Genomic DNA, 13803 nt, shown 5'->3' with positions numbered 1-13803 from the left:
CATTTCGGCCAGCTTGGCCCATGATCAGGCGGAGGAAAGCAATGGTCGTCGCAGTCGAGACGCTGTATCTTACTGCCGTGCTCAGCGCCTTTATTGGCCTTGTCGGCCTATTCGCCCTGGCCAGTCAGGCGGGGCGGACCTCGATTCGCGCCAGGCAAAGCCTTGCCGGAGTGATTGTCGCCGCGACCGTGGTCTCGCTGGGGTCATATGTTCTTTATGCCCTGAGTCCACATCAGGAGGCGCGTCAGGCAGAGTACGGGGCGCTGGACAGCCCCAAGGCGGCAAATCCCCTTTAATTTGTCGCTGCCGATCCCAATATGGTGGCAAACAATCGGAAGGGTTCAATGACTGACAATACCCACGACGATATGGACGGCCTGTCCGACCCCTTCAGCTATGAGGATCTCGTGTCCCAGCGGGCGATGGCCTTCTACCATGTTGCGCGTTTGACCGACACGGTACAGGACGAAGCGGTGAAGGAACTGTGCTTGACGATGCTGCGCAAGCTCAACTCCAGCATCAAGGCGCCCTCTACGGCCGAGCTGCGCACCTTCGAGGGCAGCAAGCCCCGCTGACCGTTGTGGTAAGTCGGCAACAGCACAGCTTTTTTGGCTCCCGCGTCCTGCCGAACACAGTTTTGCCATAGCCTGCGCGTGCAATCGTAGGCGTGCTCTCCTTGGGCATTTCCTCCCTGAACTTGGGCCGCTGGCCGACCAGCGGCTCTTTTTTTGCCGGACGGACGTTTTTCCGGCCCGGCGCGGGCGATCATGGCCGCCAGGCGGTTTCGTCTGGGCTTCCGGTCGCGTATGATCCGCTCAGCCTGCGCTGAGTTCCGCAGGAATCTCAAATCAATCGAGAAGGGACGTGTGAATGCGCATTTTTATCCGGCTCTCGGCTTTGCTGGCGATCTTCGTGGCCGCGCCGGCCCTGGCTGACGGCACCGCCGCCCAGCGCGCCGCCTGTGAGGATGACGCTTACCGTTTCTGCCAGGCCCAAGTGCCGGATGCCATCGCGATCGAAAAATGCCTGCGCGCCAGCGCGGCGAGCATCAGCCCCGCTTGCCGAACCGAACTGGGCCTCGTCGCGCCGGCGTCGGAGCACGAAGCTTCTGCTGGCGGCAAGAAGCGCAAGCGTTGACCGAGTGGAAGGCGCGGGACTGTTTTTCCGCGCCTTCCGCATTTTGCCTCTCTCTTTATTTTAAGCATTTGCTGTTGAGCGGCTCGAGCCGCGCGCGACGGCTTGTCGCGTCGCTACACGCCGCCGGCCGCCGACATAGATATCCAGATAATAGATAGAAGTCCGCCGGGGTGGCGAGGTCTTCCATGGCCGAAGCGTCACAGTCACATAATCGCTACGCCGAGGCGGGGTTAAAGACCGGCTGGACGATCCCACAGGAATGGCGCTCTTACACACGGGAAGAACACGACCGCTGGAGCCGTCTTGTCGCGCGGCAGGAAAAGCTGCTGCCGGGCCGCGCCTGCGACGCTTTCCTCGAAGCAAAAGAGACACTGAAGCTCCCGTCACATAGCATTCCGGATTTCGAGATGCTGAGCGACAGGCTCTCGCGCCTGACAGGCTGGCGCATTGCGCCCGTCGCGGGACTTATCCCCGACGACGTCTTTTTCGATTGCCTCGCCAATCGGCGCTTTCCCGCCGGCGCCTTCATCCGTTCCGAGCGCGAACTCGATTACCTTTCCGAGCCCGACGTCTTTCATGATGTCTTCGGCCATGTCCCGCTGCTTGCCGACCCTGTCTATGCGCGTTTTCTCGAAGCCTATGGCAAGGGCGGCCAGCGCGCGATGCAAAGAGGCCAATTGCATAATCTCGCAAGGCTCTATTGGTATACGGTGGAGTTTGGCCTCATTCGCTCTCGCGACGGCCTGCGCATTTTCGGGGCCGGCATATTGTCATCGCCGGGCGAGACCATCTTCTCGCTCACCGACACGTCGCCCAATCGCATTGCTTTCGACCTCATCCGCATCATGCGGACGAAATATGTGATCAGCGATTACCAGCAGAGCTATTTCGTCATCGAGAGCTTCGAGCAGCTTCTCGACCAATGCTACCAGGATTTCGGCGCGCTTTACGATCGGCTGCAGGCGGCGCGCGATGTAGAACCGTACGAAATTCTCTCCGACGACCGCGTCATCACAACAGGCGATATGCGATATTTCCAATCGCGACATTGAGTAACCCATTGTCTCGCCGCGCAGTCGCGCAGCGCTGCCTGGCAGCAATGCGGCCCCTTGGAACAAAAGCGTTTTCCAGCTGTTTCGACAAGGGCGGCAGAGCAACGCCCGTGCAAAGCCAATGCTGGCGGGAGCTAAGCTGACAAGGAGTCACCAATGGCGCGTGCGGTACCTGAGACTTCGAGCGCTTCATCCCATCTTTTATGTTTTTCCCATTTGCGTTGGCGTTTCGTCTTCCAACGTCCTCAACATCTCATGAGCCGCGCCGCGAAAGAATTCAGTACCTGGTATTTCGAGGAGCCCGAGTTTTTCGACGGGCCGCCGGTCTTGCGAATTGAGACGGATGAAGCTTGCGACGTCTCGGTCGTCACGCCGCTCGTGCCGCGCGGGCTGACGGAGCCGGAGACCAACGAGACATTGAAATTGCTCCTTGCGCGGCTCTTGTCGCGGATCCAGCCGAAGCGTTTGATCGCCTGGTATTACACGCCCATGGCGCTTCGCTTTACCGATGAACTCGAACCGGACGGCTGCGTTTACGACAATATGGACGAACTCTCCGCCTTTGCGGGCGCGCCGGGAGATATCGCCGATTGGGAGCGTCGCCTGCTTGCAAAATGCGATGTCGTCTATGTCGGCGGCCGTTCTCTTTACGAGGCGAAACGCAACAGGCATCCCAACATCCACGTCTATCCCAGCAGCGTCGACGTCGCGCATTTTCGCGTGGCCAGAACCCTGCGCGACGCGCCCGAGGATCAGGCGCTTATTCCGCATCCGCGCCTGGGGTTCTTCGGCGTCATAGATGAGCGAATGGATCTCGATATCGTCGCGCGCATTGCGGCGCTTCGTCCACAGTGGCAATTGGTGATGGTCGGGCCGACGGCGAAGATCGATCCGTTGCGGCTTCCACTTGCGCCCAACATCCATTGGCTCGGGTGCAAAAGCTACGAGTCGCTGCCGCGTTACCTGGCGGGTTGGGACATTGGCTTCATGCCTTTCGCGATCAATGAGGCGACGCGTTTCATCAGCCCCACCAAGACTCCCGAGTTTCTCGCAGCCGGCGTCCCGCTCGTGTCGACGCCGATCGCCGATGTCGTCGAACCCTATGGGAGAGCAGGTCTCGTCGAAATTGCGCGGACTGCCGAGCAGTTTGTCGAACGCGCCGAATATTTGCTTCGCAGGCCGAAAGGGCCCTGGCTCAGAGCGGTCGACGCGCAACTTTCCGGCATGTCGTGGGACAGCACATGGGCGGGGATGACGCGGCATCTCAATTCGATCTCGCACAGAGGCATGGAGGCGCGCCGTGTTTGATTGGTTGATCGTTGGCGCGGGCTTCGCCGGAAGCGTTCTTGCCGAACGCATCGCCTCTCAACGCGGAGAGAGGGTTCTCATCATCGACAAACGGGCGCACATCGGCGGAAACGCCTATGATCGGCATGATGAAGCGGGCGTTCTGATCCATCAATATGGACCGCATATTTTTCACACGAACTCCGAAGCGATTTTTGGCTACCTTTCCCAATTTACGCGGTGGCGTCCTTATGAGCACCGCGTGCTGGCGAAAGTCGATGGGATGCTTCTGCCCATTCCTATCAATCTGGACACGGTCAACAAGCTCTTCGGCCTCGCGCTCGACTCCGAGGGACTTGCGGCGTGGTTTGCAGCGCGCGCCGAGAAAAGGGAACAAATCAAGACGTCCGAGGATGTGGTCGTCGCCACCGTCGGACGCGAACTCTATGAGAAATTCTTCAGGGGCTACACAAAGAAGCAGTGGGGCGTGGAGCCCTCGCAGCTCGACAAATCCGTGACCGCCCGCGTTCCGACCCGCGTCAACAGGGACGATCGCTATTTCGCCGACACGTTCCAATACATGCCTGCCGATGGATACACCCGCATGTTCGAAAGCATGCTCGATCATCCGAACATCAAGGTGATGCTGCAGACCGATTTCGAGGAGATACGCAACGAAGTGAATTACCGGCGTCTCGTCTTCACGGGACCGATCGACGAGTTTTTCAAGTTCCGTTTCGGCAAGCTGCCCTATCGATCCTTGCAGTTCAAGCATGTGACGCTCGATCAGCCGTGGCTCCAGCCGGTGGCCGTCGTGAACTATCCGCAAACGGAAGCCTATACGCGCATCACCGAATACAAGCATCTGACGGGGCAGCGCCACGAGAAGACGAGTGTGACCTTTGAATATCCGTGCGACGGCGGCGATCCCTATTATCCGGTGCCGCGAGCGGAGAATATGGAGCTTTACAAGAGATACGAGAAACTCGCGCTGGCGCAGAAGGATGTCTGGTTCGTAGGGCGGCTCGCGACATACCGCTACTACAATATGGATCAGGTTGTCGGACAGGCGCTCGCTACTTTTCGTCGAATTTGCGTGGAGATTGCGCCGCCGAAAAGCCGCGCGCTGGCAACCGTCGTCGCGGCGGAATGACGTCTCGTGCGAGACGCGCCGGCGCGCTCGCGCGCGCCTCGAATTGGGAACCGGGTTGGCCGACAAGCGTTTCGCCGGGAGCGCCTGTAACAGGAGACGGCCATGTTCACCCACAATAAGAAGCTGCAATATACGGTTCGGGTCTCGGAGCCTAATCCTGTGCTGGCGAGCCTCATTCTCGAGCAGTTCGGCGGCCCGCAGGGGGAGCTTGCCGCGGCCATGCGCTATTTCACGCAGGCGCTTGCGGAGGACGATGCCGGCCGCAAGGACATGCTGCTTGACATCGCCACGGAAGAAATGAGCCACCTCGAGGTTATCGGCAGCATCGTCGCCATGCTGAACAAGGGGGTAAAAGGCGAGCTTGCGGAGGCGACGCAGTCGGAGGCGGATCTCTATCGCTCGCTGACCCAGGGAGGGGATAGCCATACCCAGGCGATTCTTTACGGCGGTGGACCCGGCTTGACCAATTCTTCCGGCGTCCCATGGACGGCCGCCTATATCGACACGGTCGGCGACCCCGCCTGCGATCTGCGCTCGAATATAGCGGCCGAGGCGCGCGCCAAGATCGTCTATGAGCGGCTGATCAATGTTACCGATGACGCTGGGGTGAAGGAGGCGCTCGGCTTTCTGATGACGCGCGAAATCTCCCATCAGAAATCTTTCGAGAAGGCGCTCTATTCGATCGAAGGAAATTTCCCGCCCGGCAAGCTGCAGGGCATTCCCGAATACGCCGACCTTTACGTCAATACCTCGCAAGGCGAGGGCGATACGACAGGCCCGTGGAACTCGGGCGAGCATTGGCGGCGCATGGATGACGTCATCGGCGCCATTCCGGTCGACGGCGGCGAGGGCGATGCGAGCGTCGGCCTGACGAGCTCAGAGCGCAGCGACTTGTCGAGCTTTGCGGCGCGGACCATGTCGAACCCCGCGACCGACCCGACGACGGGCGCGGAGCTTGGGCAATCCGGGAGAGCGTGATCTCCGCGTCAGAACGCCTTGCGCGGCGCGCGATGACGCGCCGCGAGCCCACGCCATAATTCTTCGAGATAGGGCATGAGGCCCAGCAAGGTCGCCCCGGAAAGAACGGCGACGACGTAGCGTTGGGGCAGCGGTTCTGGCTTCCACGCGAGCGCCATCCGGGGGACTTCGTCCCCCGCGCCGAAAAGGGCGAGAAACTGCGGCCAGTTGCGCGCGATGATGAGAAGCAGCGCCATGAGCGGGATCATTTCTAGAAAGCTGTGCACATGCTGCTCGAAAGGCGTCACGCGCCGCGTCGAGACAGCATAGGAGACATCCCAGAAGGCGGTCGCCTCATGCAGAAGAAACATGGCGATCATGAAAGCGATCACCAGCGCGTTCACATCGAGAAAGATCGCCGCCAGCAAGGGCAGGCCGAGTTCCGCGAACATGAGAAGATGGAGGAGCGACTCTTTGGGGCCGGACGTCGTTTCGATATCGGTCGCTCTGTGACACATCCAATCGACCACGCCGGCGAGAAACCAGACCGGGACAATGAAATACATCAGGATCAGCGCCGTCGGGTCTTGGGCCATCGGGCGCTCCGGCGTCAGCTCTCGATTTTTCGCAGCGGCGAGAAAGCCGGCGCGTTGAGCGCCTCGCCATCCGGCGCGAATTGAGAGCCGTGGCAGGGGCAATCCCAGCATTTTTCGAAGTCGTTCCAATGAACATGGCAACCCACATGCGTGCAGGAGGCCGAACGCGGGTAAAGCGTTCCGTCCGCTTCGCGATATGCGGCGACCTTTTCCAGGCCGTTCCTGACGATCGCGCCATGTCCTGGCGCGATCTCTTGGGTCGAAGCGACTTCCCCGCCTTTCAGATAGTCGACGAAATGTTTGGCTGCAGACACATTCTCTTTGATGAACTCGCCCGCGGCTTTCACCGGCTTGCGCGAAGGATCATAGACGCTCTGCCAGGGGCTTTCGCCGCGCAGGATGAGATCGCAGATCAATAGGCCAGCAACCGCGCCATGGGTCATGCCCTGGCCCGAGTCGCCGGTCGCGACATAGACGCGCTTTTCGCCCGGCGAGCGTCCGATGAAGCCCACGTAGTCCATCGGCTCCAAGACTTGCCCCGACCAGCGCGCCGTCTCGCGGCCGAGAGCCGGAATAAGGCCCCGCGTCCAGCTCGTCAGTGATCGGATGCGTTCGGCGCCGTCATTGCTCTCGCCGGTCTTATGGTCCTCTCCGCCGACGATGAGAATGTCGAATGCGCCGTCGCCTGGCTGAAGCCTCACATAATGATAGGGATCGAGCGTGTCCCAATAGAGCGCGTCCGGAAGGCTTGCGCGCGGAATCTCGAAAGCGACGACGTAGGTGCGGTACGGAGCCTGTTTGGCGCTGATCGCTAATCTGTCGTTGATCGGCGCATTGGTGGCGACAACCGCAACATCGGCCAGCACGCGGGCGCCGTCGAGCGTCGTAAGAACAACGCCATTCTCGTCTTCTTCCACCGACGAAACCGGGCTCTCGGAAAAAAAGCGACCCCCGCTTCGAGAGACGGCTTCGGCGAGCGCGCCGAGATATTTCGTTGGGTGAAAGGTCGCCTGGTTGGGAAAGCGCAGCGCTGGAGTCGCCTCCTGCCCAGCAAAGGGAACGCCCTCTTGCCGCAGCGCGATCATGCCGACCTGTGCGCTTGCCACAAGCTCCGACTCGATGACGCCTGGGTCGGTTTCTGGAGCCAAAAACAGGAACCCATCCAGGCGTCGGAAGTCGCATGCCGCACCGAGTTCGGCCTGGATCGCTTCGATGCGGGAAATAGCGGCTGCCTGACTTTCCTGCCAGCCCTTGGCGACGTCGAGCCCGCGCGTATCAATGAGCGCGCGAAAGCCATCGTCGCTATAAGACGAAAGATGCGCCGTGGTTCGCGCGGTCATGCCGCCGCCGATGGGGCCGCGGTCGATCACGGCGACCTTTTTACCGGCTTTGGCCAGCTCGTAGGCGACCGACATGCCTGCGATGCCGGAGCCGATCACCGCCACATCGGCTTGTGTCTCGCCCTGCAAGCGCGAGGCGTTGGCTGCAACGCCTTCCCAGATCGATTTGCTGCGTTCGGAGCTGACATTCATCTCGCGCTCCTCCAGCTTTGGGCGCGCTTGCGCGCCGGTCCGGCGCGCGCCCGAATGGATCGAGCCCGGGGCGGAGAATGAACCGGAAAGCGAGAATGAATGTTCCGGGGGATAACGCGAAGACGGACGAGCGGGCGGGGGTAAAGCGAGCCTTGCTTATTCGGAGTCGGACTTCGGGGGTTCGGCTGCGAGCGCCATCTTGACGAGCTCGGCGAGATTTCCGGCGCGCATCTTGGCCATTATATTGGCGCGGTGGACCTCGGCGGTGCGTATGCTGATGCCGAGATCGTGGGCGATGACCTTGTTCGAGAGCCCCTTCAGCAGACCGGCCAAAATTTCGTTTTCGCGCCGGGTCAGCGTCGCGAGCCGGTTCTTGATGGCGATCGACTCGCGCGAGCGCGTTTCCTCGGCGTTGCGGCGTTCCAGCGCGGCGTCGACGGCCGCGAGCAATGCTTCATCCTCAAAGGGCTTTTCCAGGAGATCGACGGCTCCGAGCTTCATCGCTTCGACCGCCAGGGGCACGTCCGCATGGGCGGTCAGGACGATGACAGGAATCGAGATCCTCTCTTCCCTCATCTTGGCAATAAGCTCGATCCCGTTCATCTCGGGCATTCGAACGTCGGTGACCACGCAGCCCTCACCCTGGGCGGCGGCCGTTTTGAGAAAGGCCGGCGCAGATGGATAGGCGTGGACTTTGTAGCCTTCCGTGCTCAATAACAGCCCGACCGCATCACGAACGGCCGCGTCGTCGTCGATGACGTGAACCACCTTGTGACTGTTCATGAATCAAGATCCGAGTCTTGCAGAGCAGCGTGAAGCTGAAGACGGCGACCCGGACATTTGGCGTCATTCGCCCGTGGCGGGTCAATTTCAGAAATAGACAAGCCCACGCTTATCCCCTTTCACCTTGGTCGGGATGAATAATTGGAAACAGCCTTCATCCAAGGAGTCCGGCAGTCCACACCTCTGTCAGCGACATCCACGCTGATGGTCTTATCATTTGGGTTGTTTGTTGCAATCAGGAGTTGACCAGCCACATTTACGGGCATCGCCTGATCGGCGTCGTGGATCAAGTTGGCGAGCGCCTGCCTGAACGGCGCCGACTCGGCCAGGGCCCTGCATTTCTCGGCGGCGCAGGAGCGCCTGATGGCAAATCCAGCTGGCGCGGCGTCCGGAAGGAATGCGTTGCGGGCGTCGCAGAGAAGTTCGTGCATGCTTAGTAGTGTCTTATCCGGTTCGTCGCGACGCCTGATCGCATCAAGGCGCTTGGAGTGCGGCTCGTCGATTTTTCGCGCCATATTGCTGTGATCCATCAAGTCTTTAACAATGACGACAAAGAGCCTGCGTTCTTTTTAATCCGTCTTGGACGTTAGCTTAGCTGCAAGGGTGATCCATTCTTGCGCCGCTTCTGGATTGCTTTCGTTCCTCCATGCATAGGGCCTCGGCGCGCCCGATCAAAGGTGACTTAAGGTCAGCGAGCAGATCGAAGAGGGGCTCCGCCATCATGTCGATTATCTCATCGGCGGGATAGTCGAACATGGCGGCGCCCGCTCGGTTCGCCGAAAGGATACGTCCTCGACCATCCATCGTCAGAACGGCGTCTTGCGCGGCGTCCATGGCGGTCGGCTCAACACGCTCGCCAGTTTGGCCGTCAGACCGCGCGCTCGCGAACACTGCGGGGAGGCTGGGATATCGAGCAAAGCTGAAGCTTCGTTTTAACAGGTTGCGCAAGGGACGACGTCTCCGATGGTTGCGGCCTTCGCACTTCCCGCCTTCAGAGTTTCTGCAAAGGGCATAGCAGCGGCTCAGGCGACGCTCCGTTTGGCTCTTTTGTACGCCGTCTGGGAATTGGTAACCGGGGTGAATTGCACATAAAATTGAGTGTGCGCTGTCAGGAAGAAACCTTCTGGTACGCGCAAGCTTCTTCCTCGAAAATAGAATGCGCAAGAGCCTTGAAGTGGTCGTCCGGGTCGGCCCGTCGCAGGGGCGCGACGTCGAAATTTCTGTGTAACGCTAACGGTTCTACACGAAGCTCTTTGCTCTAAAAATTAAGGGAAAACACTTAGATGCAGTAGTGCACTGGGAATGACCGAAAGTCTAGGTAGCGCTTTCCTTTGAATCTCAGTTAGGCATATTCGAGCGCTATCAATTTCAGAAGGCACGGATGCGGGAAGCCGGAGCTCTCAATTTGATATTCCAGAATGACGCTGTCGATAAGGGCGTGGAAGTTGAAACCTTTATGATCCCTTTTCTCGACGTGTTGCCGCAGGAGTGCCTGATCTTTGATCAGTTGGGCGCTGTCACTGCGATAAACAAAAAGTGGGCCCGCAATGCGGCGCCCACCCTTTTCGGCGTACCCTTGGAGATTGGCCTCAATCTCTTCGAGGTTTTCAGCGCATCGCCGCAAGGTTCAGATGACCGCAGATTACTCGAAGGATTGGAGGCCGTCGCCAGCGGCGCCGTCGAAGAGTTTCACACCGCATATGCGGGCTCTCTCGCGGAGGAAGGACAAGCTTTCGTCATCGAGACGAGGCGGCTGCCGCCTGCCCAGGGCGGAGCGATCCTGACGCGAAGCAAGATCACGGCTTCGCTGACATCTGAAGCTGATCTGCACGAAAGCGAGGCGCAGTTCCGCGCGATGTTCGACCTAGCCGGAGTCGGCATGGCCCAGGGCGACGCAGAAACAGGCCGGTTGCTGCGCGTAAATGAAACCTTAGCCAATATGCTCGGTTATGAAACATCCGAACTTGTCGGACGGGCCTTCGGCGACTTCACATATCCGGACGACCGCGCGGGGGATTGGGAACGGTTCTCTCGGATGAAACATGGCGAAGCTGCCATATACGACGCCGAGAAGCGTTGCCTGCGCAAGGACGGCTCCCATTTTTGGGCGCGCGTCACGGCAACCTTGATACGGGAGCCCGGCAAGGAAAGGCCGAGCGCGGTCGCCGTGGTTCAGGACATCACCCTTCAAAGACAGGTCGAAGGCGCTCTCCGGAAAGGAGAGGAACGCCAGGCCTTCCTGCTGAAATGCGCGGATGCGTTGCGCCAGATCGCCGATCCGGAAAAGATCCAGGAGACGGCCTGCAGGCTTCTTGCCGAACATCTGCGGATCGATCGCGTGTTCTGCGCCGATATCGAAGGCGAGGAGCTTGTCATCCGCGGCGATTGCGCAACGGGCGGGCGGCCTTTCGCCGGCAGGACGCCAATAGAGTCGTTGGGCGAGGCCGCGCTTGCGGCTTTCCGAGGCGGAGACGCCTTCGCCGTCGAGGACATATCAAGGGATGAACGTTTCAGCGCCGCCGAGAGGGAGCGTCTGAGATCGGCAGGCGTCACGGCGTCGCTCAGCGCCATGCTCACGAAGCAGGGGCGTTGGGTGAGCGTCCTCTGCGCGCAGCATGGCGCGCCGCGCGCATGGGCGCCTTTTGAGACCGCATTGATACAGGAAGTCGGGGAACGCGTCTGGGCCGCTTCTGAACGCGCCCGCGCGCAGGAGACCTTGCGCGAAAGCGAGTTCCGCCTGCAGCTTGCTCTAAATTCAGGCAACATTGGCATTTACGAATGGCGTATCGAAAGCGAGGAGCTGATTTGGGACGATTGGCTGCGCAAGAAATGGGGCTTGCCCGCCGGTCTGGCGACGAGCTACGCGCTGTTCATGCAAGGCGTTCACGCCGCTGATCGAAAACATGTGCAGGACGCGGTGGATCGCGCTCTCGATCCCCAAGGCGGCGGGAGCTTCTCTCTCGAATATCGCCTCTCGAGACCCGATCGAGCGGAGTGTTGGATCGCAACGACAGGCGCCGTGTTTTTCGAGAATGGCCGGCCGATTCGCATGGTTGGCACTGCTCAAGACGTGACGGAGCGAAAGCGCGCAGAAGCGGAGCGACAGAAATTTGTGTCGCTCGCAGAGCAGAGCATGGAATTCATCGGCATCTGCAGTACGGAATTCGTGCCGCTTTACATAAACCCCGCCGGCGCGAGGCTGGTCGGTTTGGACAGAGAGAAGGCGCCGGGCACGCCCATTCAGGATTACTTCTTTCCGGAAGATCGCGCCTTCGTGTTCAACGAGTTTCACTCTTGTGTCAGGCGCGATGGCCACGCCAATGTCGAAATTCGCTTCCGCCACTTCAAGACGGGCGAAGCCTTATGGATGCTTTACAACGTCTTCGTTCTTCGAGATGCTAGCGGCGCGCCGATCGGCTTGGCGACGGTGAGCCGTGACATAACGGCGCGCAAGCGAGCCGAGGAAGCGCTCAAGGCGGCAGACCGTCGAAAGGACGAATTCCTGGCGACGCTCGCTCATGAGCTGCGTAATCCGCTCGCGCCCATTCGCAACGCTGTCCATATTCTGCGCCATGACGTCGTCGAGAAGACGAAGGGAAAACGCGATCTTGCTCTCTTGTCGATGATGGATCGGCAGATCGAGCATCTGATCCGCCTGGTCGATGATCTGCTCGAGGTGTCTCGCATCACGCGCGGCAAGATCGACCTCAAGAAGCGACGCGTGGATCTTAGCGAGGTGTTGCGGCATGCGCTGGAGACGGCGCAGCCGATGATCGACGCCGGCGGTCATGAGCTCAAGGTCGAGCTGCCCAGCGAGCCGATGGAGCTCGACGCCGATCCGGTGCGCCTGGCTCAGGTTTTCACCAATCTCCTCAATAATGCCGCGAAATACACGGAGCACGGCGGCGTCGTCGAGCTCGTCGCCGAGCAACGCGGGAGAGAGGCGGTGATCGCCGTGCGTGACAGCGGCGTCGGCATACCGCCGGAAATGCTGCCGCGCGTTTTCGATCTTTTCACGCAGGTCGATCGCTCTCTGGGCCGCGCGCAAGGCGGTCTTGGCATCGGGCTTGCCCTGGTGAAAAGCCTGCTCGGATTGCATGGGGGAACCGTGGAGGCGCATAGCGACGGCTTGGGCCGCGGCAGCGTCTTCCTCGTGCGTCTACCCATCGACACCCAACACAATTCGGAGGCCCTCATGCCGGCGACGACCGGAATTGAAGAGAGCGGTGCACGGCGCATTCTTGTCATCGACGACGACCACGACGTCGCAGACAGCCTCGTGATGTTTCTGGAAACATTCGGCGCCGACGTGCGCGTCGCCTACAGCGGCCCGGACGGCGTCGACGCTGTGAAGGCTTTCGAGCCGGAGCTGGTCTTCCTCGATCTCGGCATGCCGGGCATGGATGGATATGAGACGGCGCGGCGAATTCGGGGGCTGCCGAATGGCGCAGGCGTGAAGCTCGTCGCGCTAACGGGATGGGGGCAGGATCAGATACGGGACCGCGCGCGGGAAGCCGGCTTTGATCGGCAGCTCACCAAGCCTGCGGGGCTCGACGCCCTGCAGGAACTGCTGGGTTCGCTCTGATCCCTCCGCTAAAACACAGCTCGGGGTTTGTCATTAACGGCGGGCTGAAAGCCGGCCGGAAAATCCAGAGCCAAATATTTCCGTCATTGCGAGGAGCCAAGCGACGAAGCAATCCTGGGCCGTAGTCGCCGCTCTGGATTGCTTCGCTACGCTCGCAATGACGAAAAGAAGTCGCTTTCGGATTCCCCATCGCTCGGTTCGCGAGCGTCGGGAATGACAGCGGTCAGAGAAAAGTCCATCGCGCGAAAGTCGCCGCCTGCCCGACGGGATGGCCGGCGTCGTCCGCCACGTTCCAAATCGTGGCGTTGGAGATCTGGAAGCGCCGACCGGTCGCACTGATGCGCACGCCCTCATAGCCGCGCACAAAGCCGTCGCGCGCGGCTTGCGCCAAGAACCTCTCGCGCGCTTCCCTGAGCGGCGCCTCTGCGGTCAGACGCGAAGGCGTCGCGATCAGTTGCGCGGGCGTCATCTCCCACAGCGCCAGCGCGACGCGATTGCCATAGTTGAGGATTGGGTCCGTCTCGGTCCCGTGCGAGACGACGACGAAAGGCGCGGCAAGCAGGCGCTCGGCCTCCGCGGCAGCGTCGCCGCCGCGCGGCATGAGATCGTGGCCCGTCGCCTTGCGATAGGAGTCGAGCAAATGCGTGGAATGCGAAATCCAGCGCTCCCAAAGGTCGGGCGGAAATTCAGCGCGAAAGGTCGACATTTTCCCTCGTGAGGG

The 13803-nt window shown here is 60.5% G+C and carries 14 protein-coding genes; 8 read left to right on the top strand and 6 right to left on the bottom strand.

What is annotated here, in order from left to right:
- Positions 1-41: 41 nt before the first annotated feature.
- From OGR47_RS14935 to OGR47_RS14905, 7 genes are all read left to right on the top strand, one after another.
- On the top strand, positions 42-296 hold the full coding sequence (locus OGR47_RS14935; RefSeq protein ID WP_165053217.1) for a hypothetical protein: 255 nt from the start codon (positions 42-44) through the stop codon (positions 294-296).
- A gap of 48 nt (positions 297-344) precedes the next feature.
- A complete protein-coding gene (locus OGR47_RS14930; protein WP_246729719.1) occupies positions 345-575 on the top strand; it encodes a hypothetical protein in 231 nt (76 codons plus the stop codon).
- Between the two features lie 295 nt (positions 576-870).
- The gene (locus OGR47_RS14925; protein WP_165053211.1) at positions 871-1137 is read left to right on the top strand and encodes a hypothetical protein; all 267 of its coding nucleotides are present in this window, start codon (positions 871-873) and stop codon (positions 1135-1137) included.
- A 185-nt stretch (positions 1138-1322) separates the two neighbouring features.
- Positions 1323-2189, top strand: coding sequence for a phenylalanine 4-monooxygenase (gene phhA / locus OGR47_RS14920; protein ID WP_165053208.1), 867 nt, complete (start codon positions 1323-1325; stop codon positions 2187-2189).
- A 255-nt stretch (positions 2190-2444) separates the two neighbouring features.
- Complete coding sequence (locus OGR47_RS14915; RefSeq protein WP_165053205.1) at positions 2445-3497, top strand: glycosyltransferase; 1053 nt, start codon at positions 2445-2447, stop codon at positions 3495-3497.
- On the top strand, positions 3490-4629 hold the full coding sequence (gene glf, locus OGR47_RS14910; RefSeq protein ID WP_165053202.1) for a UDP-galactopyranose mutase: 1140 nt from the start codon (positions 3490-3492) through the stop codon (positions 4627-4629). Before OGR47_RS14915 ends, glf begins: the two co-directional genes overlap by 8 nt.
- Positions 4630-4731: 102 nt before the next feature.
- Positions 4732-5607 (top strand): manganese catalase family protein, encoded by an 876-nt coding sequence (locus OGR47_RS14905; protein ID WP_165053199.1) that lies wholly within the window; start codon positions 4732-4734, stop codon positions 5605-5607.
- Between the two features lie 8 nt (positions 5608-5615).
- On the opposite strand, the gene OGR47_RS14900 is transcribed toward OGR47_RS14905, so the two are convergent.
- The 5 genes from OGR47_RS14900 to OGR47_RS14880 all read right to left on the bottom strand — a co-directional run bounded on the left by OGR47_RS14900 (position 5616) and on the right by OGR47_RS14880 (position 9331).
- Positions 5616-6182, bottom strand: a complete 567-nt coding sequence (locus tag OGR47_RS14900; protein WP_165053196.1) for a diguanylate cyclase — start codon at positions 6180-6182, stop codon at positions 5616-5618.
- Between the two features lie 14 nt (positions 6183-6196).
- The gene (locus tag OGR47_RS14895; RefSeq protein WP_165053192.1) at positions 6197-7714 is read right to left on the bottom strand and encodes an FAD-dependent oxidoreductase; all 1518 of its coding nucleotides are present in this window, start codon (positions 7712-7714) and stop codon (positions 6197-6199) included.
- A gap of 156 nt (positions 7715-7870) precedes the next feature.
- Positions 7871-8497, bottom strand: a complete 627-nt coding sequence (fixJ, locus tag OGR47_RS14890; protein WP_165053190.1) for a response regulator FixJ — start codon at positions 8495-8497, stop codon at positions 7871-7873.
- Between the two features lie 119 nt (positions 8498-8616).
- Positions 8617-9027 (bottom strand): hypothetical protein, encoded by a 411-nt coding sequence (locus tag OGR47_RS14885; protein ID WP_165053188.1) that lies wholly within the window; start codon positions 9025-9027, stop codon positions 8617-8619.
- Between the two features lie 61 nt (positions 9028-9088).
- The gene (locus OGR47_RS14880) at positions 9089-9331 is read right to left on the bottom strand and encodes a PAS domain-containing protein (RefSeq protein ID WP_165053186.1); all 243 of its coding nucleotides are present in this window, start codon (positions 9329-9331) and stop codon (positions 9089-9091) included.
- 571 nt (positions 9332-9902) lie between these two features.
- Here OGR47_RS14880 and OGR47_RS14875 point away from each other — a divergent pair.
- On the top strand, positions 9903-13082 hold the full coding sequence (locus OGR47_RS14875; RefSeq protein WP_165053184.1) for a PAS domain S-box protein: 3180 nt from the start codon (positions 9903-9905) through the stop codon (positions 13080-13082).
- A 223-nt stretch (positions 13083-13305) separates the two neighbouring features.
- Here OGR47_RS14875 and OGR47_RS14870 read toward each other — a convergent pair whose 3' ends face one another.
- Positions 13306-13788, bottom strand: a complete 483-nt coding sequence (locus OGR47_RS14870; protein WP_165053182.1) for an MEKHLA domain-containing protein — start codon at positions 13786-13788, stop codon at positions 13306-13308.
- Positions 13789-13803 lie beyond the last annotated feature (15 nt).

It is taken from the genome of Methylocystis sp. MJC1 (assembly GCF_026427715.1).
Lineage (GTDB): Bacteria > Pseudomonadota > Alphaproteobacteria > Rhizobiales > Beijerinckiaceae > Methylocystis.
This window is presented reverse-complemented; position numbering and strand designations above follow the sequence as displayed.